The 26699-nt window shown below is 68.1% G+C and carries 22 protein-coding genes; 20 read left to right on the forward strand and 2 right to left on the reverse strand.

Features of this window, described 5'->3' with window-relative positions; translation table 11 throughout:
* The first annotated feature begins 98 nt into the window (after positions 1 to 98).
* From ILP92_RS06450 to ILP92_RS06515, 14 genes are all read left to right on the forward strand, one after another.
* Positions 99 to 1502 carry an aminotransferase family protein gene (locus tag ILP92_RS06450; RefSeq protein ID WP_198915558.1) on the forward strand — a complete coding sequence of 468 codons (1404 nt, stop codon included), beginning with the start codon at positions 99 to 101 and terminating at the stop codon, positions 1500 to 1502.
* Positions 1503 to 1660: 158 nt separating this feature from the next.
* Positions 1661 to 3013: a glutamine synthetase family protein gene (locus tag ILP92_RS06455; protein ID WP_198915559.1), complete on the forward strand. Its 1353-nt coding sequence runs from the start codon at positions 1661 to 1663 to the stop codon at positions 3011 to 3013.
* Positions 3013 to 4323: an NAD(P)/FAD-dependent oxidoreductase gene (locus ILP92_RS06460; RefSeq protein WP_198915560.1), complete on the forward strand. Its 1311-nt coding sequence runs from the start codon at positions 3013 to 3015 to the stop codon at positions 4321 to 4323. The genes ILP92_RS06455 and ILP92_RS06460 overlap by 1 nt, the downstream gene beginning before the upstream one ends.
* 27 nt (positions 4324 to 4350) lie before the next feature.
* Entirely contained in the window at positions 4351 to 5433 is a 1083-nt protein-coding gene (locus tag ILP92_RS06465) for a polyamine ABC transporter substrate-binding protein (protein WP_198915561.1), read from the forward strand.
* A 50-nt stretch (positions 5434 to 5483) separates the two neighbouring features.
* A complete protein-coding gene (locus ILP92_RS06470) occupies positions 5484 to 6575 on the forward strand; it encodes an ABC transporter ATP-binding protein (protein ID WP_198915562.1) in 1092 nt (363 codons plus the stop codon).
* Entirely contained in the window at positions 6572 to 7441 is an 870-nt protein-coding gene (locus ILP92_RS06475) for an ABC transporter permease subunit (RefSeq protein WP_198915563.1), read from the forward strand. The genes ILP92_RS06470 and ILP92_RS06475 overlap by 4 nt, the downstream gene beginning before the upstream one ends.
* Entirely contained in the window at positions 7438 to 8247 is an 810-nt protein-coding gene (locus ILP92_RS06480) for an ABC transporter permease subunit (RefSeq protein ID WP_198915564.1), read from the forward strand. The genes ILP92_RS06475 and ILP92_RS06480 overlap by 4 nt, the downstream gene beginning before the upstream one ends.
* 196 nt (positions 8248 to 8443) lie before the next feature.
* Complete coding sequence (gene pdxR, locus ILP92_RS06485) at positions 8444 to 9913, forward strand: MocR-like pyridoxine biosynthesis transcription factor PdxR (protein ID WP_198915565.1); 1470 nt, start codon at positions 8444 to 8446, stop codon at positions 9911 to 9913.
* A 52-nt stretch (positions 9914 to 9965) separates the two neighbouring features.
* A complete protein-coding gene (locus tag ILP92_RS06490) occupies positions 9966 to 10280 on the forward strand; it encodes a DUF1272 domain-containing protein (protein ID WP_198915566.1) in 315 nt (104 codons plus the stop codon).
* A 111-nt stretch (positions 10281 to 10391) separates the two neighbouring features.
* A complete protein-coding gene (xsc, locus tag ILP92_RS06495; RefSeq protein ID WP_198915567.1) occupies positions 10392 to 12155 on the forward strand; it encodes a sulfoacetaldehyde acetyltransferase in 1764 nt (587 codons plus the stop codon).
* A 79-nt stretch (positions 12156 to 12234) separates the two neighbouring features.
* Positions 12235 to 13287, forward strand: a complete 1053-nt coding sequence (locus ILP92_RS06500; protein WP_198915568.1) for an acetate/propionate family kinase — start codon at positions 12235 to 12237, stop codon at positions 13285 to 13287.
* 9 nt (positions 13288 to 13296) lie between these two features.
* Entirely contained in the window at positions 13297 to 16134 is a 2838-nt protein-coding gene (locus tag ILP92_RS06505) for a molybdopterin oxidoreductase family protein (protein ID WP_198915569.1), read from the forward strand.
* Between the two features lie 112 nt (positions 16135 to 16246).
* Entirely contained in the window at positions 16247 to 16984 is a 738-nt protein-coding gene (locus tag ILP92_RS06510) for a 4Fe-4S dicluster domain-containing protein (RefSeq protein WP_198915570.1), read from the forward strand.
* Position 16985: 1 nt separating this feature from the next.
* The gene (locus ILP92_RS06515; RefSeq protein WP_198915571.1) at positions 16986 to 17867 is read left to right on the forward strand and encodes a dimethyl sulfoxide reductase anchor subunit family protein; all 882 of its coding nucleotides are present in this window, start codon (positions 16986 to 16988) and stop codon (positions 17865 to 17867) included.
* Positions 17868 to 17982: 115 nt separating this feature from the next.
* Here ILP92_RS06515 and ILP92_RS06520 read toward each other — a convergent pair whose 3' ends face one another.
* Together ILP92_RS06520 and ILP92_RS06525 are read right to left on the reverse strand one after the other, a co-directional pair.
* Entirely contained in the window at positions 17983 to 19038 is a 1056-nt protein-coding gene (locus ILP92_RS06520; protein WP_198915572.1) for an ABC transporter ATP-binding protein, read from the reverse strand.
* Between the two features lie 10 nt (positions 19039 to 19048).
* On the reverse strand, positions 19049 to 19849 hold the full coding sequence (locus tag ILP92_RS06525) for an IclR family transcriptional regulator (protein WP_198915573.1): 801 nt from the start codon (positions 19847 to 19849) through the stop codon (positions 19049 to 19051).
* A gap of 139 nt (positions 19850 to 19988) precedes the next feature.
* On the opposite strand from ILP92_RS06525, the gene ILP92_RS06530 reads away from it, so the two are divergent.
* The 6 genes from ILP92_RS06530 (at position 19989) to ILP92_RS06555 (ending at position 26698) form a co-directional block, all read left to right on the forward strand.
* Positions 19989 to 21251 (forward strand): ABC transporter substrate-binding protein, encoded by a 1263-nt coding sequence (locus ILP92_RS06530; protein ID WP_198915574.1) that lies wholly within the window; start codon positions 19989 to 19991, stop codon positions 21249 to 21251.
* Positions 21252 to 21357: 106 nt separating this feature from the next.
* Positions 21358 to 22275 (forward strand): carbohydrate ABC transporter permease, encoded by a 918-nt coding sequence (locus ILP92_RS06535; protein ID WP_198915575.1) that lies wholly within the window; start codon positions 21358 to 21360, stop codon positions 22273 to 22275.
* Positions 22275 to 23123, forward strand: coding sequence for a carbohydrate ABC transporter permease (locus tag ILP92_RS06540; protein WP_198915576.1), 849 nt, complete (start codon positions 22275 to 22277; stop codon positions 23121 to 23123). The genes ILP92_RS06535 and ILP92_RS06540 overlap by 1 nt, the downstream gene beginning before the upstream one ends.
* Positions 23123 to 25201, forward strand: a complete 2079-nt coding sequence (locus tag ILP92_RS06545) for an alpha-galactosidase (RefSeq protein WP_214649970.1) — start codon at positions 23123 to 23125, stop codon at positions 25199 to 25201. Before ILP92_RS06540 ends, ILP92_RS06545 begins: the two co-directional genes overlap by 1 nt.
* Positions 25198 to 26088 carry a 2-dehydro-3-deoxygalactonokinase gene (locus ILP92_RS06550; protein ID WP_198915577.1) on the forward strand — a complete coding sequence of 297 codons (891 nt, stop codon included), beginning with the start codon at positions 25198 to 25200 and terminating at the stop codon, positions 26086 to 26088. Before ILP92_RS06545 ends, ILP92_RS06550 begins: the two co-directional genes overlap by 4 nt.
* 4 nt (positions 26089 to 26092) lie before the next feature.
* Positions 26093 to 26698 carry a 2-dehydro-3-deoxy-6-phosphogalactonate aldolase gene (locus ILP92_RS06555; RefSeq protein ID WP_198915578.1) on the forward strand — a complete coding sequence of 202 codons (606 nt, stop codon included), beginning with the start codon at positions 26093 to 26095 and terminating at the stop codon, positions 26696 to 26698.
* The last annotated feature ends 1 nt before the right edge of the window (position 26699 follow it).

Genomic DNA, 26699 nt, shown 5'->3' on the forward strand with positions numbered 1-26699 from the left:
TCCCGCGTGCGATCTGCTATCATACTTGGCACGAAGACTGACCGCAGCGAATCGCTGGCCGACACCGCTGGGACGATGACGCGACCGGAGGTTGCCCCATGACTATCCCCTTCCAGGTGAACGATCCCCGCGCCGTGATCGAGGCCGATCGCCGCCACGTCTGGCACCATCTCAGCCAGCATGCCCCCTACCTGCGGTCCGAGATCGATCCGCGCATCATCGTCGAGGGCAAGGGCCTGAAGCTGTGGGACATCACCGGCAAGGAACATCTCGACGCCGTGTCGGGCGGGGTCTGGACCGTCAATGTCGGCTACGGGCGCGAGCGGATCGCCGACGCCGTGCGGGACCAGCTGGTGAAGATGAACTTCTTCGGCGGCACGCTCGGCTCGATCCCCGGCGCGCGCTTCGCCGAGCGCCTGGTGGAAAAGATGCCCGGACTTTCCCGCGTCTATTACGCCAACAGTGGGTCCGAGGCGAACGAGAAGGCGTTCAAGATCGTGCGCCAGATCGCCCACAAGCGGTATGGCGGCGCCAAGCACAAGATCCTCTATCGCGACCGCGACTACCACGGCACCACCATCGGCTGCCTGTCGGCGGGCGGCCAGCAGGAGCGCAACGCCCAATACGGCCCCTTCGCGCCGGGCTTCGTTCAGGTGCCGCACTGCCTGGAATACCGCAAGCACGAGCAGGGCTTCGGCGACCTTTCCGGCGCCGATTACGGCGTCGCGGTCGCCAACGAGATCGAGAAGGTGATCCTGCGCGAAGGCCCCGACACCGTGGGCGCGCTCTGCCTCGAGCCGATGACGGCGGGCGGCGGCGTGATCCCGCCCCCCGAAGGCTACTGGGACCGGGTGCAGGAGATCTGCCGCCAGTACGACGTGCTGCTGCATATCGACGAAGTGGTCTGCGGGCTGGGCCGCACCGGCACCTGGTTCGGCTACCAGCAATACGGTGTGCAGCCGGATATCGTGACCATGGCCAAGGGTGTCGCGTCGGGCTACGCGGCCATTTCGTGCTGCGTAACCACCGACGCGGTGTTCGAGATGTTCCGCGACGACGAGGGCGACCTGCTGAACTACTTCCGCGATATCAGCACCTTCGGTGGCTGCACGGCGGGCCCCGCCGCGGCGCTGGAAAACATGGCGATCATCGAGGACGAGGATCTTCTGGCCAACGTGGACAAGATGTCCGAGCGGATGATGGGCAACCTGCACGCGCTGGCCGACAAGCACCCGGCCATCGGCGATGTGCGCGGCAAGGGCCTGTTCCTGGGCGCCGAACTGGTCGCCGACCGCCAGACGAAAGAGGTCCTGCCCGAGCCGCTGGTGCAGGCCATCGTCAAGGATTGCATGGCGCAGGGCGTCATAATCGGCGCGACCAACCGCTCGGTGCCGGGCTACAACAACACGCTGTGCTTCAGCCCCGCGCTGATCGCCACGGCGGACGATATCGACCACATCACCGACGCGGTCGACCGCGCCATGACCCGCGTTCTGGGCTAGGACCGGGGCCGGGACGCAGGTTCCCGGGGCAACGCCCGACCTGCGCCCGATGAAAAAAGGGGCTTTGCAAGCCCGGAGGCGCGCGAAATAGCGATCTGGATTGACACCCGCCAACAGGCCATTCACTTCGGTTCAGGACAAATTTTGTGGAATCGGTGATGGACCAGACCGCGCCCATCGCGCAGCTCGAAGACGACCATCCCGAGGTCGATGCGATCTTCGCGTGCATCTGCGACCTGAACGGCGTGATGCGTGGCAAACGGCTTCCCGCCGACCAGATCCACAAGGTGCGCGACGGCGGGTTGCGGATGCCGCTGTCGCTTCTGGGCATGGATATCTGGGGCGAGGATGTGGAAGGCTCGGACCTGGTGTTCGACACCGGCGACGCGGACGGCATCTGCGAGCATACGGGCCGACCCGCAAGCCTGCTGGGTTGGACCGAGCGGCCCACCGCCTTCATCCAGCTCTGGACCCGGACTGAGGACGGCACCCCCTTCGCGGGCGATCCGCGCCGCGCGCTGGCCGACATCGTCGAGCGTCTGAACCAGCGCGGCCTGATGCCCGTGGTGGCGACCGAGCTGGAATTCTACATCGTCGATCCCAGCAAGGCCGCGCCGCAGCCGCCCCGCTCGCCGGTGACGGGCAAGCGGCTGGATACCGACGGCGCGCTCAGCGTTGACGAATTGCAGCATTTCGACGCCCTGCTGAACGAGATCTACGACGGCTGCCGCGCCCAGGATATTCCCGCCGACAGCGCGATCTCGGAAAACGGCGCGGGCCAGTTCGAGATCAACTTCGTCCACCAATCCGACGCGCTGAAGGCCGCGGACGATGCCGTCCTGTTCAAGCGCCTAGTCCGGGGGCTGGCCCGCAAGCACGGCTTCGCGGCGACCTTCATGGCCAAGCCCTATGGCGAGCGCGCGGGATCGGGGATGCACGCCCATGTCTCGCTGGTCGATGCCGACGGGACGAACCTTTTCGACGATGGCGGCCCCGACGGCACGCCGCTGATGCGCCACGCGGTGGCCGGGCTGATCGCGACGATGCAGGAAAACGGCCTGATCTTCGCCCCGCACGAAAATTCGTACCGGCGCCTTCTGCCGGGCGCCCACGCGCCCGCCGCGGTGGCCTGGGGCTACGAGAACCGCACCGTGGCGATCCGCATCCCCGGCGGCGATCACCGTGCGCGCCGGATCGAGCATCGCGTGGCCGGGGCCGACGCCAACCCCTACCTGGTGCTGGCCGCGATCCTGGGGGGCATGCTTCTGGGGATCGAGGCCGGACAGGAGCCGCCGTCCCCGGTCACCGGCGACGCCTACTCGATGCGGCTGGACCGCCTGCCGCCCGACTGGGCCTCGGCCATCGACGCCTTCGCGCGCGGCTCGGACACGTCCGGCATCTTCGCGCCGCGCCTGGTCCGGATGTTCGAGCAGATGAAGCGCCAGGAGCTTGGCCGTTTCACCCGCCACGTCACCGATTTCGAATACCACTCGTACCTGGAGGCCGTGTGATGGACGGCGCATCGCATCCCGCCGCGCAGGCGACCGACTACCCCGACAGCTATTACGCGGCCAGTGCCGCGCCCGCCCCCCCGCGCCCACGGCTCGAAGGGCGTCACAGCGTCGATGTCTGCGTCGTCGGCGGCGGCTATTCGGGCCTGTCGACGGCGATCACCCTGCTCGAACGGGGCCATTCCGTCACCCTGCTGGAAGGCGCGCGGATCGGCTGGGGCGCATCGGGCCGCAATGGCGGGCAGATCGTCAACGGCCTGAACGCGGGTCTCGACGTGTTCGAACGCCGCTTCGGCAAGGATATCGCCGCGCGGGTCGCAAAGCTGGTGATGGAAGGCGGCGATATAATCCGCGACCGGGTCGCCCGCTACGGCATCGACTGCGACCTGAAGGACGGCAACGTTTTCGCCGCGTTCAACGCCCGCCACATGCGCGGGCTCGAGGCCAAGCGCGATCTCTGGGCGTCGCACGGGCTCGACAGCCTGCAGATGCTGGACCGGGCCCAGATGCAGGACCACGCCGCGACCGAGCTTTACTGCGGCGGCATGATCGACACCCGCGGCGGCCACATGCACCCGCTGAACCTGGCCCTGGGCGAGGCCGCGGCGGTCGAGCAGCTGGGTGGTACGATCCACGAATCCTCGCCCGTCATCCATGCCGAACCCGAACGGGCCCGCCCGCTGGTGCGCACCGCCCATGGCGAGATCGAGGCGCGCACGCTCGTGCTGTGCGGCAACGCCTATCTGAAAGGCGTCGTGCCCGGGCTGGAATGGCGGGTGATGCCGGTCTCGACCCAGATGATGGCGACCGCGCCGCTGGGGGCCGAGCATGCGCGCGCGCTCATGCCGTCGGACACCTGCGTCGAGGACGTACGCTACATCCTGGACTATTACCGCATGTCCGCCGATCACCGGCTGCTTTTCGGCGGCGGATCGGTCTATGGCGGCAGCGATCCGCGCGACATCAAGCGCAAGCTGGTGGCGGCGATGCTGAAGGTGTTCCCGTCGCTGTCGGGCACCCCCATCGAGCACGCGTGGTCGGGCAATTTCGCGCTGTCCTTCCTGCGGGTGCCGCAGATGGGCCGCCTGGGTTCGTCCACCTATTTCGCCCATGGCTATTCCGGCCACGGCGTCACCGGTTCGCATCTCTTCGGCCGCATCCTGGGCGAGGCGATCGACGGCGACCTGTCGCGGTTCGACCTGTTCTCGGGCCTGCCCTGGCTGCCGTTCCCCGGCGGGCGGACGTTCCGCGTGCCCTATTCCGTGCTCGGGTCGTGGTGGTATGCCACCCGCGACCGGCTCGGCGTCTGACTTAACCCCCCTGTTATGGAGCATCCCATGACCCGAACGACCCTGACGGCCCTTCTGCTGACCATGCCCCTGGCGGCACAGGCGCAGGACACCCTGAACTTCTACAATTGGTCCGACTACATCGCCGAGGACACGATCCCCACCTTCGAGTCCGAAACCGGGATCGACGTCAATTACGACGTGTTCGATTCGAACGAGGTGGTCGAGGCCAAGATGCTGACCGGCTCGACCGGTTACGATCTGGTGGTGCCGTCGCTGGAATTCATGGCGCGCCAGGCCCAGGCGGGCGTGTTCCAGCCGATCGACAAGTCGAAGATCGAGAACTACGGCAATCTCGACCCCGAGATCCTGCGCATCATCGCCACCAATGACCCCGACAACACCTACGGCATCCCGTGGATGATGTATTCGGTCGGTCCCGGCTACAACACGACCATGGTGACCGAGCGTCTGGGCGCCGATGCCGATCTCGACACCTGGGGGCTGGTCTTCGATCCCGCCAACGCCGAAAAGCTGGCCGATTGCGGCATCGCGCTGCTCGACAGCCCGTCCGAGATCACGGGCGCCGCGCTGAACTACCTGGGGCTCGACCCGAACTCCGAGGACACCGGCGACCTGGAGCAGGCGATAGCGCTTCTGGACGGGATCCGGCCCCACGTGCGCTACTTCCATTCGTCGCAATACATCAACGACCTGGCCAACGGCGACATCTGCCTGGCCGTGGGCTATTCCGGCGACATCCTGCAGGCCAAGGACCGCGCCGCCGAGGCCGAACAGGGCGTCGAGATCACCTACGTCATCCCCCAGGAAGGCGCGCTGCTGGGCTTCGACATGATGGTGATCCCCGCGGACGCCCCGAACCCCGACGCGGCCTATGCCTTCATCGACTACTTCCTGCGCCCCGAGGTGACGGCGGCGGTGTCGGACGCGGTGTTCTACGCCAACGCCAACAAGGAAGCGACGCCGCTGGTGTCGGACGAGGTGCGCAACGATCCCGGCATCTACCCGCCCGAGGCGACGCTGCAGAAGATGTACACCGCGACGCCCAAATCGGCCCGGTTCGACCGGGCGCTGACGCGGGCCTGGACCACGCTCAAGACCGGCCGTTGAGCCACCCGGGCCGCCCGCGCCCGGGCGGCCCCCCTGCGCGGGAAATGCCGATGTCCGACCCCTTCATCCGCATAGACGGCGTGACCCGCACCTACGGCGAGGTCTATGCCGTCGACGATGTCTCGCTCGATATCCGGCAGGGCGAGCTTTTCTGCCTTCTGGGCGGGTCGGGCTGCGGCAAGTCCACGCTGCTGCGCATGCTCGCGGGCTTCGACCGGCCCACGGCGGGGCGCATCGTGATCGACGGGCGCGACATGACGGACGTGCCGCCCCACGCGCGCGACGTGAACATGATGTTCCAGTCCTACGCGCTGTTTCCGCACATGAGCGTCGAGCGCAACATCGCCTACGGCCTGCACCGCGCGGGCATGCCGAAGGCCCAGATCGCCACCCGCGTGACCGAGATGCTGGGCCTCGTGCAGCTCGACAAGCTGGCCCGCCGCAAGCCCGACCAGCTGTCGGGCGGCCAGCGGCAACGCGTGGCGCTGGCCCGCGCGCTGGCCCGGCGGCCGAAACTTCTGCTGCTGGACGAGCCCTTGGGCGCGCTCGACCGCAAGCTGCGCGAGGAAACCCAGCTCGAGCTGAAGAAGATCCAGACCACCCTGGGCATCACCTTCATCGTCGTGACCCACGACCAGGAAGAGGCGATGACGCTGGGCGACCGGCTGGGCGTGATGAACGCGGGCCGTATCGTGCAGATCGGCGCTCCGCACGAGGTCTACGAGTTCCCGCAAAGCCGCTTCGTCGCCGATTTCATCGGCACGGTGAACCTGTTCGAAGGCACCATCGCGGAAGACCGCGACACCGACGCCGTCATCGCCAGCCCCGAGGCGGGCATCGACATCCGCATCCCCCATGCCGTCACCGGGACCAAGGGACAGGATGTGGCCGTGGCGCTCCGCCCCGAAAAGATCGTCATCGCACGCGCCCTGCCCGAGCCCTACGACAACACCCTGGCGGGCGAGGTGCGCGACATCGTCTATAACGGCAACCTGTCGGTCTTCCACGTGCTGCTGGCATCGGGCAAGCGGGTGCGCGTCAGCCGCACGAACCGCCTGCGCGCCGAGACCGAGGATATCAGCGTGGGCGACCGCGTCGAGCTTGGCTTTACCGGCCGCTCGGCCGTGGTGCTGCCGTCATGAAGCGCCTGGTGGCCCTTGTTCCGCTGGCGTGGCTGGGGCTGTTCTTCCTGATCCCCTTCGTCGTCCTGACGAAGATATCCCTGTCGGAACCGGCCATCGCCCAGCCGCCCTACCTGCCCGTGGTGGACTGGGCCGACGGGATCCTGACCGTCGCGCTGAACCTCGGCAACTACATCTTCCTGACCGAGGACCCGCTTTACCTGGTGTCCTACTTCTCGTCGGTGAAGATCGCCGCGATCTCGACCCTGTTCGCGCTGCTGCTGGGCTATCCCATGGCCTATGCCATCGCGCGCGCGCCCGAACGCCGCCGCGGGCTTCTGCTGATGCTGGTGATCCTGCCCTTCTGGACCTCGTTCCTGCTGCGCGTCTACGCGTGGATCGGCTTGCTGAAGGCGAACGGGCCGGTCAACAATTTTCTGCTGTCGATCGGGGTGATCGACCAGCCGCTGGTGATGCTGCAGACCGATTTCGCGGTCTATCTGGGCATCGTCTATACCTACCTGCCGTTCATGATCCTGCCGCTCTACGCCACGCTGTCGAAGCTCGACGTCGATCTGCTGGATGCCGCGGCGGACCTGGGCGCGCGTCCCGCGACCACCTTCCTGACCGTGACCCTGCCGCTGTCGCTGCCGGGGATCGTCGCGGGCTCGATGCTGGTCTTCATCCCGGCGGTGGGCGAATACGTGATCCCGGCACTTCTGGGGGGGCCGGGCACGCTGATGATCGGGTCGGTCCTGTGGAACGAGTTCTTCCTCAACCGCGACTGGCCGGTGGCCGCGGCGGTCGCCATCGTCATGGTGCTGGTGCTGGCCCTGCCCATCGCCATCCTGCGCCGCGTCCAGGCGGCCCAGGAGGATCGCGCATGAGCCGCGCCGCTTTGCGCATCGTCGTCGTCGCGGGCTTCGTGTTCCTTTACGCGCCGATCCTGAGCCTGGTGATCTACAGCTTCAACGAAAGCCGCCTGGTCACCGTCTGGGGCGGCTTTTCGACCAAGTGGTACGGCGAGCTTCTGCGCGACACGCAGATCCTGGAAGCGGCCTGGATCAGCCTGAAGATCGCGTTCCTGGCCGCGTGCCTGTCGACGATCCTGGGAACGCTGGCCGCCACGGCGCTGGCACGGCACGGGCGCTTTCGCGGGCGGACGATGCTGGGCGGGCTCGTGACCGCGCCGCTGGTCATGCCCGAGGTCATCATCGGCCTGTCGCTGCTGCTGCTGTTCGTCGCCATGGAAAGCCTGGTGGGCTGGCCCGCCGGGCGCGGCCTGACCACCATCGTCATCGCCCACGCCACCTTCGGCACGGCCTTCGCGGTCGTGGTGATCCAGGCGCGGATGGTCGCGCTGGACCGTTCGCTGGAAGAAGCGGCGCAGGACCTGGGCGCGCGGCCCCTGCGGGTGTTCTTCGACGTGACGCTGCCGGGCCTGGCGCCCGCGCTGGTGGCGGCCTGGCTTCTGGCCTTCACCCTCAGCCTCGACGACGTGGTGATCGCCAGTTTCGTGGCGGGTCCGGGATCGTCGACCCTGCCGATGGTGATCTTCTCTAAGGTGCGGCTGGGCGTGTCGCCCGAGGTCAACGCGCTGGCGACGCTGGTCATCGTCGCGGTGACGGTCGTGGTGCTGGCGGCCGCGTGGATCTCGGCCCGCCGCCCGGCCACCGACGCGGGTCCCCACTGACGCGGGCGGCAGGCGGAGGGAGCGCCGTTGTCGGACCGGATGTGCCCCGGGGGAATCCGCGGCGCAAATGCCAGGCGTCGCTTGGGGGCGCTGCCCCCGTCCTGCGGACTCCCCCGGGATATTTGAAAGAACAAAGATGGGGCGCGGGCGTGTCGGGGGCCTTGGGCCAGTTGCGGTGATGCGGTAAGTCCAGTTCATGGGCATCGCCATCGACACCTTCTTCCTGAATCCCCACCACGAGGGCACGCTGCAAACGCGCATCCAGCGCATGGTGGCGCAGGGCATTCTTTCGGGCCGCTTTCGGCCGGGCGAAAAGCTGCCCTCGTCGCGCGCGCTGGCCGCCCATCTGGGCGTCAGCCGGATGACAGTGACGCTGGCCTATACCGAGCTGGTCGCCGATGCCTACCTGACCGCGCGTGGACGCTCGGGGTATTACGTGGGGGACGACGTGCCGCAGCCCTCCGGCCACGTGCAGGTCGCGCGCGCCGACAGCGTTGACTGGGACGCCGCGCTGCGACCGCCGCCGCCGCAGGTGCCACGGGTCGAACGTCCGCGCGACTGGCGCAGCTATCGCTACCCGTTCATCTACGGGCAGACCGACCCGACGCTGTTCGACCATTCCAACTGGCGGCTCTGCGCGGTGCAGGCGCTGGGGGCGCGGGATTTCGAAGCGATGACGGCCGATCTTTACGACCGCGACGACCCCAAGCTGGTGGATTTCATCGCCCGCCAATCCCTGCCCCGCCGCGGTATCCTGGCCGCCCCCGACGAGATCCTGGTGACCATGGGCGCGCAGAACGCGCTGTGGCTGGCGGCGCAGGTTCTTCTGGGCCCGGGAGGGCGCGCGGTGATCGAGGATCCGAGCTACCCGCCCCTGCGCGACATCCTGCGGCTGGGCGGCGCCAGCATCCTGCCCGTGGGCGTGGATGCCAGCGGCCTGAGGGTCGACGGCTTGCCGAAGGCCGGCGTGGTCTTCACCACCCCCAGCCACCATTGCCCGACCTCGGCCACGATGCCGCTGGAGCGGCGCCGCGCGCTTCTGGCGCTGGCCGCCGAGCGCGACATGCTGGTGGTCGAGGACGATTACGAGTTCGAGATGTCGTTCCTGGGCCCGCCCGCCCCGGCGCTGAAATCGCTCGACCGCGACGGGCGGGTGATCCACGTGGGCAGCTTTTCCAAGTCGCTGTTTCCGGGCCTCAGGCTGGGATACCTGGTCGGCAGCAAACCGTTCATCGCGGCGGCGCGGGCGCTGCGCTCGACCACGTTTCGCCACCCGCCGGGCCATATCCAGCGCACGGCGGCGCATTTCCTGGAGCTCGGCCACTACCACGCGCTGCTGAACCGGATGAGCCGGGCCTATCGCAAGCGGCGCGCGGTGATGGAAGCCGCCATCGCCGCGCACGGGCTCGAGGTCGCGGGGCGCGGGTCCTTCGGCGGCTCGTCGCTGTGGATGCGCGCGCCGGGGATCGACACCCACGACCTGGCGGCGCGGCTGCGCGCGCGCTCGGTGCTGATCGAGCCGGGATCGCCGTTCTTCGCGGACCCTGCGCGCGGGCGCGACACCTACCGGCTGGCCTATTCGTCGATCCCCGAGGATCGGATCGCCGACGGCATCGCGCTGATCGCCGAAGAGGTACGCAGGATGCCGGGCCGCCCTGCCTCTTGACGGGTCGGCGGCGCGGCGATTTCATGGATGCCAGCCAGCCGAAAGCCACGCCATGCTCGAGCTTCGACCCAACTGCGAATGGTGCGACCGCGACCTGCCCCCCGACAGCGCCGAGGCGCGGATCTGCAGCTACGAATGCACCTATTGCGCCGACTGCGTCGAGACCGTGCTCCAGAATGTCTGCCCCACCTGCGGCGGCAACCTGACACCGCGTCCGATCCGGCCCAAGACGAACCACCGCGCGGGCAAGGCGCTGGGGCTGGCGCACCACCCGGCGGCCACCGCGCGGGTCCGGTCGCCCTGGTCGCCCGAAGAGGTGCGCGCGCAGTCCGAGCGGTTGCGCCACGTCGTGCCGGGCGAGCGATAGTCCCGCCGCGCGGATTGGCCCGATAGGGGCATTGCATCTGGCCCTATCCGACGGTCCGTGCTGTTCTTAGGAGTGTGAGCCACCGCATCCGAGTCCACTGGAGGATCCCCCATGAAGATGACCACCGAAGAAGCCTTCGTGAAGGTGCTCCAGCGCCACGGGATCCGCCACGCCTTCGGGATCATCGGCTCGGCCATGATGCCGATCTCGGACCTGTTCCCGAAGGCCGGCATCACCTTCTGGGACTGCGCGCACGAGGGCAGCGCGGGGATGATGGCCGACGGCTACACCCGCGCCACCGGCGAGATGAGCATGATGATCGCCCAGAACGGGCCTGGCATCACCAATTTCGTGACCGCCGTGAAGACCGCCTACTGGAACCACACGCCGCTGCTGCTGGTCACGCCGCAGGCCGCCAACAAGACCATCGGCCAGGGCGGCTTCCAGGAGGTCGAGCAGATGAAGCTGTTCGAGGACATGGTCGCCTACCAGGAAGAAGTGCGCGACCCCACCCGCATCGCCGAGGTGCTGGCCCGCTGTATCTCGAAGGCCCACCGCATGAGCGCGCCGGTCCAGATCAACGTGCCGCGCGATTTCTGGACGCAGGTCGTGGATATCGAGCTGCCCGAGCCGGTGGTGTTCGAGCCGCCGACGCCGGGGGCCGCGTCGCTGGACCGGGCGGCGGCTTTGCTGATGGACGCGAAATTCCCGGTGATCCTGAACGGCGCGGGCGTGGTGCTGGCGGATGCCATCGGCGACACGGTGAAGCTGGCCGAGCGGCTGGATGCGCCGGTCTGCTGCGGCTACCAGCACAACGACGCCTTCCCGGGCTCGCATCCGCTGTTCGCGGGGCCGCTGGGCTATAACGGGTCCAAGGCGGGGATGGAGCTGATCGCCAAGGCCGACGTGGTGCTGTGCCTGGGCACGCGGCTGAACCCGTTCTCGACCCTGCCGGGCTACGGGATCGACTACTGGCCGAAGGACGCGCGGGTGATCCAGGTGGACATCAACCCCGACCGGATCGGCCTGACGAAGAAGGTCAGCGTGGGCATCATCGGGGATGCCAAGAAGGTGGCGCAGGGGCTGCTGGCGCGGCTGGGCGACAAGGACGCGCCCGCCACGGACCGGCTGGACCTGATCGCCGAGACGAAATCCCGCTGGGCGCAGGAGCTGTCGTCCATGGACCACGAGGAGGACGACCCGGGAACCACCTGGAACGAGCGCGCCCGCGCCGCCCACCCGGACCGGATGAGCCCGCGCATGGCATGGCGCGCGATCCAGGCGGCGCTGCCGAAGGAGGCCATTATATCCTCGGATATAGGCAACAACTGCGCCATCGGGAACGCCTATCCCAGCTTCGAGTCGGGGCGGAAATACCTGGCACCGGGCCTCTTCGGGCCCTGCGGCTACGGGCTGCCTTCGATCGTGGGCGCAAAGATCGGCTGTCCGGACGTGCCGGTGGTGGGTTTCGCCGGCGACGGGGCGTTCGGCATCGCGGTGACGGAGCTGACCGCCATCGGGCGCGACGAGTGGCCCGCGATCACCATGATCGTCTTCCGCAACTACCAGTGGGGGGCCGAGAAGCGGAACTCGACTCTCTGGTTCGACGACAATTTCGTGGGCACCGAGCTGGACCTGAAGGTGAGCTACGCCGGGATCGCCAAGGCCTGCGGGCTGGAAGGGGTTCAGGTGCGCGGCATGGACGAGCTGACCGACGCGCTGGACAAGGCCGTGAAGGCGCAGATGGAGGACGGGGTGACCACGCTGATCGAGGTGATCCTGAACCAGGAATTGGGCGAGCCGTTCCGCCGGGACGCCATGAAGAAGCCGGTGCGCGTGGCGGGTGTTGCCGCGTCGGACATGGCGGCGGAATAGCTGGAGAGTCTGGGGGGCTGTCTGCCCCCCAGACCCCCCGAGAGTAGTTCTCGAACAGTGATGCAGGGGAGAGTAGCGCGTGATCTTCGTCGTCAACGCGGGGTCGTCGTCCTTAAAATGCGCCCTTTTCTCGGGCGCGCTGGAGCGGGTGGCGGACGCGCAGGCAGTGGAGATCGGCGGCGCGTCGGCGCTGGTGGCGGACGGCGCGCGGCGCGAGGTGCGGCTTGCCGATCACGGCGCGGCGCTGGTCGCGGTGCTGGAGGCGCTGAGGGTCGCGCCGGGCGACCTGGCCGCGGTGGCCCACCGGGTGGTGCATGGCGGCGCGGATTTCGACGGGCCGCGGGTGATCGATGCGGCGGTGCGGGCGCGGATCGACGCGCTTGGGTCCTTGGCGCCGCTGCACAATCCGGTGGCGCTGGCCTGCATCGACGCGTTGGCGGCCATCGCGCCGGGTGTCGCGCAGGTGGCCAGCTTCGACACGGCGTTCCACGCCGGGCAGGAGGATGTCGTCACCAGCTATGCCCTGCCCGCGGCCTGGCGCGACAAGGGCGTTCGGCGCTACGGGTTTCATGGGCTGAGCTACCGGGGGCTGGTCGAGGCACTCGACCCGCTGCCGGGTCGGCTGCTGGCGTGCCACCTGGGCAACGGGGCGTCCATGTGCGCGATCCGGGACGGACGCTCGGTGGCGACCTCCATGGGGTATTCGCCGGTCTCGGGGATGACCATGGGCACCCGCGTGGGCGAGATCGACGCCAATGCCGTGCTGCGCATCGCGGGCGAGATCGGCATCGACGCCGCGGGACGGCTGCTGAACAATGACAGCGGCCTGCGCGCGCTGGGCGGGACCAGCGACATGCGCGACTTGCCTGAAAGCAGCTTCGCGCGGGCGCATTTCGGCCACTGGGCGTTGCGACAGGCGGGTGGACTGATCGCGGTCCTGGGCGGGATCGACGCCATCGCCTTCACCGGCGGGATCGGCGAGAACGACGCGGAGATGCGCGGGCGGATCGTGGACGGGCTCAAATGGGCGGGTCCGGTCGCCGTCCATGTCGTCGCCGCCGACGAAGAGCGGCAGATCGCGCGCGAGACGGCCGAGATTTTGGGGATGACGCCGCCCCCGTCGCCCGCCTAGGGTAGCGGCATGACGAAGCCCGAGATCGACCTGCACCCCAAGCCCGGCGACCGGGTCGCCAAGACCACCTGCTACATGTGCGCGTGCCGTTGCGGTATCGACGTGCACCTGAAGCGCGACACCGAGGGGGTCGAGCGCGTCGCCTATATCGAGGGCAACCGCGACCATCCGGTCAACAAGGGCGTGCTGTGTGCCAAGGGCAGCGCGGGGATCATGCAGCACCTGTCGCCCGCCCGGCTGCGCGCGCCCTTGAAGCGGGTCGGCCCGCGCGGGTCGGGCAAGTTCGAGCAGATCACCTGGGACGAGGCCTTGCGGATCGTCACCGACCGGCTCGGCCCCTTGCGCGAAGAGGCCCCCGAGAAGCTGGCCTTCTTCACCGGGCGCGACCAGTCGCAGTCCTTCACCAGCTTCTGGGCGCAAGCCTACGGCACGCCCAACTACGCGGCCCATGGCGGATTTTGCAGCGTCAACATGGCGGCGGCCGGCATCTACACCATGGGCGGCGCGTTCTGGGAATTCGGCCAGCCCGACTGGGACCGAACCGAGCTTTTCATGATCTTCGGGGTTGCCGAGGATCACGACAGCAACCCAATCAAGATGGGGCTGGGCAAGCTGAAGGCCCGCGGCGTGAAGGTGATCGGGGTGAACCCGGTGCGCACCGGCTACAACGCGGTGGCCGACGAATGGGTGGGTATCACGCCCGGCACCGACGGGCTGTTCATCCTGTCGCTGATCCATTGCCTGCTGCGGTCGGGCAAGATCGACTTGGACTACCTGGCGCGCTTCACCAACGCGCCGGTGCTGGTCAACGAGGATTTGAAATCGGACGCGTTCGGCCTGCTGATGACGGACGACGAGGGCCGCGCGCTGGTGGTGGACCGGCGCAACGGCAAGCCCGCGCCCTTCGACGCGCCGCTGGTGCAGCCGGACCTGGCGGGCAAGATGCGCCGCGCGGGGCAGACCCATCGCAGCGTGTTCCAGCACATCGCCGAGCGCTACCTCGACCGGGCCTACGCGCCCGAGATCGTGGGGCCCTCTTGCGGGATCGACCCCGCGCGGATCGAGGCGATCGCGGCCGAGCTGGCCCATGCCGCCTTCGACAAGAGCTTCGAGCTGGAGCGCGAGTGGACCGATTTCCGCGGCGACACCCACAAAACCATGCGCGGCCGGCCCGTCAGCTTCCACGCCATGCGCGGGATCAGCGCCCATTCCAATGGCTTCCAGACCTGCCGCGCGCTGCACCTGCTGCAGATCCTGCTGGGCAGCGTCGAGGCGCCGGGCGGCTTTCGGTTCAAGCCGCCCTATCCCAAGCCCGCCACCGCGCATCCGAAGCCCCATTACGGGGTCCGGCCCGGCCAGCCGCTGGACGGGCCGCACCTGGGGTTCGTGCACGGCCCCGACGACCTGGCGCTGAAGGAGGACGGCAGCCCCGCGCGGATCGACAAGGCCTTCACCTGGGAAAACCCCATGAGCGCCCATGGCATGATGCACATGGTGATCTCGAACGCCCATGCGGGCGATCCCTACCGGATCGACACGCTGTTTCTCTACATGGCGAACATGGCGTGGAACTCGTCCATGAACACGTCGGGCGTCATGAAGATGCTGACGGATACGGATGCGAATGGCGATTACGTCATTCCTAATATCATCTATTCCGATGCCTATTCGTCCGAGATGGTGGCCTATGCCGACCTGGTGCTGCCCGACACGACCTACCTGGAGCGGCACGACTGCATCTCGCTGCTGGACCGTCCCATCTGCGAGGCCGACGCCGCCGCCGACGCGATCCGCTGGCCGGTGGTCACACCCGACCGCGACGTGCGCGGCTTCCAGTCGGTGCTGGTGGACCTGGGCGCGCGGCTGAAGCTGCCCGGCTTCGTGAACGAGGATGGCAGCGCGAAATATGCCGATTACGCCGATTACATCGTCAGCCACGAACGGCGCCCGGGCGTGGGGCCGCTGGCGGGCTGGCGCGTGGGCGAAAAGGGCTTGGAGCATGGACGCGGCGCGCCGAACGCGGCGCAGCTGGATGCCTATATCGAGAACGGCGGCTTCTGGATCGGGCACATCCCCGAAGAGGCGCAGTATTTCAAGCCGTGGAACATGGCCTATCAGCAATGGGCGGTCGAGATCGGGCTGTTCGACCAGGCCGCGCCCTACCTCTTCTCGCTCTGGTCCGAGCCCTTGCGCCGGTTCCAGCTGGCCGCCGAGGGCCACGGCACCCGCCAGCCCCCCGATCATCTGCGCGAGCGGATCAAGGCGACGCTGGACCCCTTGCCGATCTGGTACCCGCCGCTGGAGGACGGGCATGCCGATCCGGTGGAATTCCCGATCCACGCCCTGACCCAGCGCCCGGCCGCCATGTATCACAGCTGGGGCGGGCAGAATGCGTGGTTACGTCAAATCCACGGGATCAATCCGCTCTATATCCCCACCAAATTGTGGGAAATGCATAATTTCGAAGAGGGCGATTGGGCCCGCGTCAGCTCGGTCCACGGCGAGATCACGGTGCCGGTGGCGCACCAGGCGGCGCTGAACGAGCGCACGGTCTGGACCTGGAACGCCATCGGCAAGCGGCGCGGCGCCTGGGCGCTGGACAAGAACGCCCCCGAGGCGAAGACGGGCTTCCTGCTGAACCACTTGATCCACGAATTGCTGCCGCCCAAGGGCGACGGGCTGCGCTGGTCCAACAGCGATCCGGTGACGGGCCAGGCCGCCTGGTTCGATCTGCGCGTGAAGATCGAGAAGGTGCCCGCCCCCCGGCAGAGCTATCCCGACACCGGCATCCAGGAAAGCCCGGTGGGGCGCGGGCCCAAGAACGTGGCGCAGCAGGTGAAATCGTGAGCGCGGGCAAAATTCTTCAAGAATTTTCGCCCCTTGGCGGGCGGGGTCGCGTCGGGATCGCGGTCGGACGGGTGTCGCCGCTCGGCCGAGGTATTTTGAGAAAGGTGAAGCCATGACCGCTTTGCCGGAGGCGACGACGCGCAAGCTGGGGCTGGTGATCGACCTGGATACCTGTGTCGGCTGCCACGCCTGCGTCACGGCCTGCAAGGGCTGGAACACCGAGAACCACGGCGCGCCTTTGGGCGATGCCGATGCCTATGGCGCCGCCCCCGTCGGCGCCTTTTTGAACCGCATCCATTCGTTCGAGGTTCAGCCGGATGCGGGCGCGGCGCAGACCGTGCATTTCCCGAAATCCTGCCTGCATTGCGAGGACGCGCCCTGCGTCACGGTGTGCCCCACCGGCGCGTCCTACAAGCGGGTCGAGGACGGCATCGTTCTGGTCAACGAAACCGACTGCATCGGCTGCGGGCTGTGCGCCTGGGCCTGCCCCTACGGCGCGCGCGAGATGGATCCGCTGGAAGGCGTGATGAAGAAATGCACGCTCTGCGTCGATCGGATCTACAATGAGGAACTGCCCGAAGTGGACCGCGTGCCCGCCTGCGTGCGCACCTGCCCCGCGGGCGCGCGGCATTTCGGCGACCTGGGCGATCCCGATAGCGACGTGTCGAAGCTGGTCGAGGCGCGCGGCGGCATGGACCTGATGCCCGAGCAGGGCACCAAGCCCGTGAACAAGTACCTGCCGCCCCGGGCGCGCGATCAGATCGACGTGCTTGCGCCATTCCTGGAGCGGGTGGACGAGGGGCCGAAGGGATTCCTGGGCTGGCTCGACCGCGCGCTGGAGCGGCTCTGACATGCATCCGGCGCCGTCGCTCATCGCGTTCTCGACGCTTTCGGGGCTCGGGCTGGGGCTGCTGGCTTTTCTGGGGCTGGGCCTGGCGCCCACGGCGGGCTGGACCGGCTTCGTGTTCTTCGCGCTGGCCTTCGGGATGACGGGCGCGGGGTTGCTGTCGTCGCTGCTGCACCTGGGCCATCCCGAGCGCGCGCCGAAGGCGTTTTCGCAATGGCGCACGTCCTGGCTGAGCCGCGAGGCGTGGGTGGCCATGGCGGCCTTGGGCGTCATGGGGATCTACGCGCTGTTGGCGCTGCTGGGCCTGCGCATTTCGCCGCTGGGCTGGCTGGGGGCGGCGCTTTGCCTCGCGGTCGTGTTCTGCACGGCGATGATCTACGCGCAGCTGAAGACCGTGCCGCGCTGGCACGGGCCGGTCACGCCGCTTCTGTTCGTGGGATACGCGGTCACGGGCGGCGCGCTTCTGTCGGGCCGGGTCTGGCCCGCCGCACTGCTTCTGGGGATCATGGCGGTGGCGCAGTTCCTGGCCTGGCGGCGCGGTGACCGGGCCCTGTCGGACAGCGGCACCACAATCGGCACCGCGACGGGCCTTGGGCCCCGTGGGCGGGTGCGGCTGTTCGAGCCGCCGCATAGCGGTGGCAATTACCTGACCAAGGAAATGGTCTTCCGGGTGGCGCGCAAGCACGCCCAGAAGCTGCGGTCGCTGGTGCTGGTCTTCGCCTTCGCGGTGCCGGTGGTGGCGCTGCTGATGCCCTTCGGCCACCTGAGCGCGGGGATCGCGGTGCTGAGCCACGTCCTGGGAATGCTGGGCCAGCGCTGGCTGTTCTTCGCCGAGGCCGAGCACGTGGTGGGATTGTACTACGGCAAGGGCGCGAACGCCGCCTGACCGGTATGGCTTTGGCCAAGTTCCCTGCGCCCGCCGCGCGGCACGCGCGGCCACGCCCAACGGGAGAAGCGACCGCCGCAGGCGGGCGTGACGACGGGCGGGAGCCGCCCGGGCCCTAGCGGATCCGGCCCTCGGTCTTGGCGTCGAACAGCATCGAGCGGTCCGTGTCGAAGGCGAGCCCCACGGTGTCGCCGATCTTCGCGCGGGTGTCGCCGCGTTCCTCGACGATGATCCGCTCGCCCGAGGACGCGCGCAGATAGGCGTAGGACACGCCGCCCAGCGCCTCGGTCAGATCCACGGTGAAGCTGTCGCCTTCCGTCACGCGGAGGTGCTCGGGGCGCAGGCCCAGCGACACGGCGCGCCCCGCTTCGGGCAGCGTTTGCGGCACCTCCACGCGGCCGCCCAGCGCGGGCACCTGAAGCGCGCCGTCCTGCACGGTCGCGTCCAGGAAGTTCATCGCCGGCGAGCCGATGAAGCCCGCCACGAAGCGGTTGTCGGGATCGCGGTAAAGCTCGAGCGGCGCGCCCACCTGTTCGATCACGCCCTTGCGCAGCACCACGATCTTGTCGGCCAGCGTCATGGCCTCGACCTGGTCGTGGGTGACGTAGATCATCGTGGCGCCGATATCCTTGTGCAGCCGGGCGATCTCGACCCGCATCTCGACGCGCAGTTCGGCGTCGAGATTGGACAACGGCTCGTCAAACAGGAACACCTCGGGTCCGCGGGTGATCGACCGGCCGATGGCGACGCGCTGGCGCTGGCCACCCGACAGCGCGGCGGGCTTGCGGTCCAGGTAGTCGGTCAGCTGCAGGATGCGCGCAGCCTCGTTCACCTTCTGCTTCACCTCGGCCTTGGGATGGCCGGTCATGCGCAGCCCGAAGCCCATGTTCTCGGCCACCGTCATGTGCGGGTAAAGCGCGTAGGTCTGGAACACCATGGCCACGCCGCGCTCGGCGGGATCTTCGCGGGTCACGTCGCGCTGTCCGATGCGGATCTTGCCGCTGGTCGTTTCCTCGAGCCCCGCGATCATCCGCAGCAGCGTGGACTTGCCGCAGCCCGAAGGACCGACGAAAACCGCGAATTCGCCCTCGTTCACGGTCAGGTCGATGCCGTGGATCACCTGCGTTTCGCCGTATTTCTTCACCACGTTGGTCAGTTCGACGCCGGACATGGGCGGGCTCCTATTCTACGCTGCGCAGGTTTGGCTGGCCTTCGGGGAAGCGCCAGGCGTGGATGTCGGTCTCGATGGTGTCGCGGGCCTCGCGCAGCAGGGGCGCCAGTGCGGCGATGCCGTCCGCGCCGCGCCGCGCGGGGGTCGAGGTGATCGACACGGCCCCCAGCATCCGGCCGCCGCGGGTCAGGATCGGCGTGGCGATGCAGACGATGCCGGGCTCGTGCTCTTCGCGGTCGAAGGCCAGGCCGGTTTCGCGGATGGTCTCAAGTTCGGCCCGCAGGCTGGCGGCGTCGGTCAGCGTCGTGGCGGTGTGGCGGTGGAAGCTTTGCTGGCTGAGCGCCACGGCCAGCTCGGCCTCGGGCAGGAACGCGAGCATCGCCTTGCCGATCCCGGTGCAATAGGCGGGCCCGACACGGCCGGTGGCCGAGAACATGTCGACCCGAAGCTGGCGGTTCACCTTGTCCACGTAAAGAACCTGGCCCGCGTCGAGCTGCGCCAGGTGCACCGCCTCGCCGGTTTCGCGCGACAGCCAGTCCAGCGTGTCGTGCGCGACGGGTGCCAGCGACGCGTTGGACCACGCCTTGTGCGCCAGCCGCACCAGCCGCACGCCCAGCGCGTAACTGCCGGTATCCTCGTCGTGGGACAGCATCCCTTGCGAGGTGAGCGTCTGCAAAAGCCGGTAGAGCGTCGCCTTGGGATAGGCCGAATCCTGCATCAGCTCGGAAAAGCGGACCGGCCCGTCGGCCGCCGCGACGCGGTCCAGCACGTCCAGCGCCTTGCCCACGGTTCCATCGCCGGTTGCGTTCAAGATTGCCCTCCCAAGCAAGGCGGCTAAGGTGAAGGCACCCCACCCGCTTGACAAGCCTAGCGTGTGCGGGCGACAAGTTTCAATATACAAAACCGTGTTTCAAATAATGAAACCGTCACAACGATCTGGGAGGATCCACATGACATCGACTTTGAAGGCATCCGTCGCCGTGTTCGCCCTGCTGGCGGGCGGCGCCGCCCATGCCGCCGAGCACACCGCCCCCCTGTCGGGCGACATGACCATCTTTTCGGACATGTCGAACCCCGCGCCGCGCGCGGTGATGGAATCGCTGGTCGAGGAATTCGGCGCGATGCACCCGGATCTGAACATCGAGCTGACCGTCATCGACCGCGAGGCCTACAAGACCCAGATCCGCAACTTCCTGACCGCCAACGCGCCCGACGTGGCCAACTGGTACGCGGGCAACCGCATGGCCCCTTACGTGGATGCGGGCCTGTTCCTGGACGTGAGCGACATCTGGGACGACGAGATGTCGGCCAACCTGTCGTCGACCAAGGAAGCGATGACCATGGACGGCAAGCAATGGGGCGTGCCCTATACCTACTACCAGTGGGGCGTTTATTACCGGAAGGATCTTTACGACCAGTACGGGCTGGAAGAGCCGCAGGATTGGGAGACCTTCAAGTCCAACTGCCAGACACTGCTGGATAACGGCATCAAGTGCTTCACCATCGGCACCAAGTTCCTGTGGACCGCGGGTGGCTGGTTCGACTACCTCAACATGCGCACCAACGGCTACGACTACCACATGCAGCTGACGGCGGGCGAGATCCCGTGGACCGACGACGGCGTGAAGCAGACCTTCGCCAACTGGCGCGAGCTCATCGACATGGGCGCGTTCATCGACAACCACACCGCCTATTCCTGGCAGGAAGCGCTGCCCTTCATGACCAACGGCGACGCGGCCGCCTACCTCATGGGCAATTTCGCGGTGGCGCCTTTGCGCGAGGCGGGGCTGACGGACGACCAGCTGGACTATTACCAGTTCCCGGCGATCAACCCGGATGTGGAACTGGCCGAGGACGCGCCCACCGACACGTTCCACGTGCCCGCGCAGGCCGGCAATCCCGAGGCCGGGAAGGCGTTCCTGAAGTTCGTGACCACCCCGGAAACGCAGACCCGCATCAACGCGGGCGACGCGCTGGGACAGCTGCCGGTCAACAGCCAGTCGTCGGTGGATGACGACAAGTTCCTGCAGCAGGGCTTCGAGGTGCTGTCGTCCAACAGCCCCGGCGGCGTTGCGCAGTTCTTCGACCGCGACGCGCCGGCCGAGATGGCGAAGGTCGCGATGGAGGGCTTCCAGCAGTTCATGGTTCAGCCCGACCAGATCGACAACATCCTGAGCCGTCTCGACCAGGCGGCGCAGCGGATCTACAAGTAAGCGAGGCCCGGGGCGGATGCGCGACGCATCCGCCCCGCATCGTTTTCCTCGAGGAAAACGTCACGGACTTCTCGAGAAGTCCGGTCCGACGTCAAAGGACAGTGCCATGACCACAGCCGCCCTGCCCCAGTCCAAAACCCACCGGTCCTGGTGGCATCGCAACCAGATCCGGATCACGCCGTGGCTGTTCCTGGCGCCCGGTATCCTGTTCTTCGCGGTCTATGTCATCCTGCCGATCTTCCAGAGCTTCGGCATCTCGCTGCAGGACTGGGACGGCCTGGGCGAGGCCACGTATATCGGCACCCAGAACTACGAAGAGCTTTGGAGCGATCCGGCCTTCTATACCTCGCTGAAGAACAACCTGCTGTGGCTTCTGCTCTATCTACTGGCGATCCCGGCGGGGCTGTTCATCGCGCTGTTCCTGAACCAGACGGTCACTGGCATCCGGCTTTACAAGTCGCTTTTCTTCTTTCCCTTCGTCATCAGCCAGGTGGTCGTGGGACTGGTCTTCACCTGGTTCTACGATCCGGCCTTCGGGCTCCTGAACATCATGCTGGGCTGGTTTGGCGCGGGTCCGATCAACGTGCTGGGCGATCCGAATTACGTGACCTACGGGATCATCGCGGCGGGGCTCTGGCCGCAGACGGCCTATTGCATGATCCTGTACCTGACCGGCCTGAACGCCGTGAATCCCGAGCTGATCGAGGCGGGACGCCTGGACAACGCCAAGGGCTGGCGGATGCTGTGGCACGTGGTGCTGCCGCAGTTGAAACCCGCCACCTTCATCGCCTTCGTCGTGACCATCATCGGCGCGCTGCGCAGCTTCGACCTGATCTCGGTGATGACGCAGGGCGGGCCGTTCGGATCGAGCCGGGTGCTCAGCTTCTACATGTTCGAGGTGGCGCTGTCGGAATACGGCTTCCGCATGGGCTACGGCGCGGCGATCGCGGTGGTGCTGTTCCTGATCATGCTGCTTTTCATAGCCTATTTCCTCTACTCGATGTACCGCGAGGAGCGTCGCTGATGTTTCCCACCCCCATCGAAAAGGCCCCGCGCGCGGCGCAGCTCAGCTACCAGGCGCTGCTGCCGCTGGCGCTGATCCTGTGGTTGCTGCCGCTGATCGCGGTGATGATCTTCTCGATCAAGCCGGGGGCCGATTTCGGCAATGCCAATTACTGGGGCTGGCCGTCCAGCTTCGAGGGCTTCACCAATTACGGCAAGGTGTTCTTCGAATCGGAAATGCCGCGCTACATGCTGAACTCGGTCCTGATCACGGTGCCCACGGTGATCGGCGCCGTGGCCTTGAGCGCCATGACCGGCTTCGCGCTCGGCATCTACAAGTTCCGCAGCAACCTGTGGATCTTCTTCATGTTCGTGGCGGGCAATTTCGTGCCGTTCCAGATCCTGATGGTGCCGGTGCGCGACCTGACGCTGGACCTGGGCCTTTACAACACCAAGACGGGCCTCGTGCTGTTCCACATCGCGTTCCAGACCGGGTTCTGCACGCTTTTCATGCGCAACTTCATCAAGCAGCTGCCCTTCGAGCTGATCGAGGCCGCGCGCGTCGAAGGCGTCGCCGAGTGGCGCATCTTCTGGTACGTGGTGCTGCCGCTGATGAAGCCCGCGCTGGCCGCGCTGGCGGTGCTGGTCTTCACCTTCATCTGGAACGATTATTTCTGGGCCGTGGTCCTGACCCAGGGCGCGGAAAGCCAACCCGTCACGGCGGGCATCACCAGCTTCAACGCGCAGTACCGCGCCGCCTATCACCTGATGAGCGCGGGCAGCATCGTCGCCGCCCTGCCCCCGGTGGCGATGTTCTTCCTGATGCAAAGGCACTTCATCGCGGGCCTGACTTTGGGTGCGGTCAAATAATGCCGCAATGGCGACTGGATGACGGGCACCAGACCCTTGTGCTGGCCGCGGACGGCGACGCGCTGCCGGGCGTGATCCATTGGGGCGCGCCGCTGCCGCTGGACGAGGATCTGGACGCGCTGGCCGCGGCGCATCGCGCGGATCTGGGCGGCGGGTCCCTGGACGTGACGGCGCCGCTCAGCCTGTGTCCCGAGGCGGGGCGCGGCTTCGCGGGGCATCCCGGTGCGATCCTGCGCGACGGCGACGGCATGCCGGTTCCGCTGCGGCTTGCGGGGACCACGGTCGAGCGCGACGACTCCGCGCTGCGCATCAGCGCCCGGTGCCGGGACGCGGACCTGCGCTACACGGCGACCCTGGCGGTGCAGGGTCCGGGGCTTCTGGCCCTGTCGGCGCGCCTGGACTGCGCGGAACTGATGATCTGCGACTGGCTGGCGGCCCCCGTCCTGCCCGGCCCCGCCCACGCCGCGCAGATGGTCGACGTGCATGGCGGCTGGATCGGGGAATGGCACCTGAACAGGGCGCCGTGGCAGCCGGGCCAGCGGGTCCGCGACAGCCGCCAAGGCCGCTCGGGGCACGAGCATCCGCCGCACGCGATCTTCCCCGAGCGCGGCGCGACCATGACGCAAGGCCGCGCCAGCGCGCTGCATTACGGCTGGTCCGGCGGGCACCGGATGGTCGCGGAAGAACTGCCCGACGGGCGTCGGCAGATCCAGATGGGCCACGCGCCCGGCGCCTATCACGGCCTGGCCAGGCGGTTCGAGACCGCGACCCTGCTGGCCGCGCATAGCGACGCGGGCATCGGCGGCACGGGCGTGATCTTCCAGCGCCACATCCGCGACCGGGTCTGCCGGTGGCCCGATGCGTCGCGGCCCCGGCCGGTGCATTACAATTGCTGGGAAGCGATCTATTTCCAGCACGACATGGCGACGCTGAAGGATATCGCCACGGCGGCCGCGGACCTGGGCGCCGAGCGCTTCGTGCTGGACGATGGCTGGTTCGGGCGGCGCGACGACGACACCAGCAGCCTGGGCGACTGGTGGATCGACGAGCGCAAGTACCCCGACGGGCTGGGCCCGCTGATCGAGCACGTGCGCGGCCTTGGCATGGCCTTCGGCCTGTGGGTCGAGCCCGAGATGGTGAACGAGGACAGCGACCTTTACCGCATCCACCCAAGCTGGGTGCTGGGGCTGCCCGACCAGACGCGCGGGCGCGGGCAGATGGTGCTGGACCTGAGCCGCGAGGACGTGCGCGACCACCTGTTCGGCGCGCTGGACGCGATCCTGCGCGACCACGCCGTCGACTACCTGAAATGGGACCACAACCGCCTGCTGCCGTTCAGCGACGCGACCCAGACGGAAGGCATCTACGATCTGCTGGACCGGCTGCGCGCGGCCCATCCAGGGGTCGAGATCGAAAGCTGCGCCTCGGGCGGCGGGCGCATCGACGCGGGCATCCTGGCGCGCACCCACCGGGTGTGGCTGAGCGACAGCAACGACGCGCTGGAACGCACCCGCATCCAGCACGCGGCCGCGCTGCTGCTGCCCGCGGCGGTGACGGGCAGCCACGTGGGACCGGAGGTGTCGCATACGTCGGGTCGGCACTTGCCCATGTCGTTCCGCGCCTGGGTGGCCGCCCAGCGCCACATGGGCTTCGAGATGGATCCGCGCACGATCGGCCCCGCCGACGCGGGCGTGCTGCGCGCGGTCACGCGCTGGTACAAGGCCAACCGCGCCTGGATGCATGGCGGCGACATCGTGCGCCTTGCGCCCGAGGATCCGGCGATGACGGCCGAGTTGCAGCGCGCCGCCGACGGGTCGCGCTTCGTCGTGTTCGCGGCGCAGACCGCGGTGTCGTCCCAGACGCTGCCGCGCCCGCTTCTGCTGGCCGGGCTGGCGCGGGACGCGCGCTACCGGGTCAGCCTGCGCAATCCCGAAGACATCCCGCCGCAAAGCCGCGGACCCGTGGCGCTGAAGGACGGCCCGATCGAGCTGAGCGGTGCCGCGCTGATGGAGATGGGCCTGCGCTTGCCCTGGGCGTGGCCCGCGACCATGTGGGTGATCGAGGGGGAGCGCCTGTGACCAAGCCCGACTGGATCGCCGTCGACTGGGGCACGACCCACGCCCGCGCCTGGGCCATGTCGGGCGGCGACGTGCTGGCCGAAGCGCCGCGCGGGCCGGGGATGGGCGAACTGGCCCGCGACGCGTTCGAGCCCGCGCTTCTGGCGATGATCGACGGATGGGACATTGCCCCCGCGACCCCTGTGATCGCCTGCGGCATGGTCGGCGCCCGGCAGGGCTGGGCCGAGGCGGGCTATCGCGCCGTGCCCGCCACGCCGCTGGCGGCCGGGATGACGCGGGTGGCCTGCAACGATCCGCGGCTGGACCTGCGCATCGTGGCGGGCCTGTCGCAAGCCGCGCCGCCCGACGTGATGCGCGGCGAGGAAACGCAGATCGCGGGTTTCCTGTCCCTGAACGCCGATTTCGACGGCGCGATCTGCCTGCCCGGCAGCCATTCCAAGTGGGTGCAGATCAGCGCGGGCGAGGTCGTGTCGTTCCGCACGATGATGACCGGCGAGCTATACGCCGCGCTGTCGACGCACACGGTGTTGCGCCACTCGGTCGGCGATGGCTGGGACGCGGACGCCTTCGCGCAGGCGGTCTCGGCCACCCTGTCGCGGCCCGAAGGCCTGGCCGCCACCCTGTTCTCGATCCGCGCGTCGGGGCTGCTGGGCGACCAGGGCCCCGGCCAGGCCGCCGCGCGCCTGTCGGGCCTGCTGATCGGCGCGGAGCTGGCCGCGGCCAAGCCCTATTGGCTGGGTCTGCCGGTGGCGTTGATCGGGGACGCGACGCTGGCGGGGCATTACGCCACCGCGCTGCAGACCCAGGGCGCCCACGTGATCCGCACCCGCGCCGAGACGCTGACGCTGCACGGTCTGACCGCTGCCTACCGCCTGATGAAAGGATAGTGCCATGAGCCGCCCCCTGATCGCCATCCTGCGCGGGATCGACCCGGACGAGGCCGTGCCGGTGACCGAAGCCTTGATCGACGCGGGCATCACCCGGATCGAGGTGCCGCTGAACTCGCCCTCGCCCCTACGCTCGATCGAGGCGATGGCGACGGCCTTCGGCGACGTGGCGCAGATCGGCGCGGGCACGGTGCTGGCGGTCGACCAGGTGGACCAGGTCCGCGACGCGGGCGGCTGGATGGTCGTGTCGCCCTGCTTCGATCCGGCAGTGGTCTCGCGGACGCTGGCCTTGGGGATGGAAAGCTATCCCGGCGTGCTGACGCCATCGGAATGCTTTGCCGCGCTGCATGCGGGGGCCACGGGGCTGAAGGTCTTTCCGGCCTTTCAGATGGGCATCGACGGGCTGAAGGCGCTGCGCGCGGTGCTGCCCACCGAAACGCAGGTCTACATGGTCGGGGGCGTGGGGCCCGAGAATTTCGCCGAATGGATGCGCGCGGGCGCGTCCGGCTTCGGGATCGGCAGCGCGCTTTACAGGCCCGGCGACACGGTCGAAGACGTGGCCACGCGCGCGGCCCAGATCGTCGCGGCCCATGACGCGGGGGTGGTCTGAC

It is taken from the genome of Palleronia pontilimi (assembly GCF_016412875.1).
Taxonomy (GTDB): domain Bacteria; phylum Pseudomonadota; class Alphaproteobacteria; order Rhodobacterales; family Rhodobacteraceae; genus Palleronia; species Palleronia pontilimi.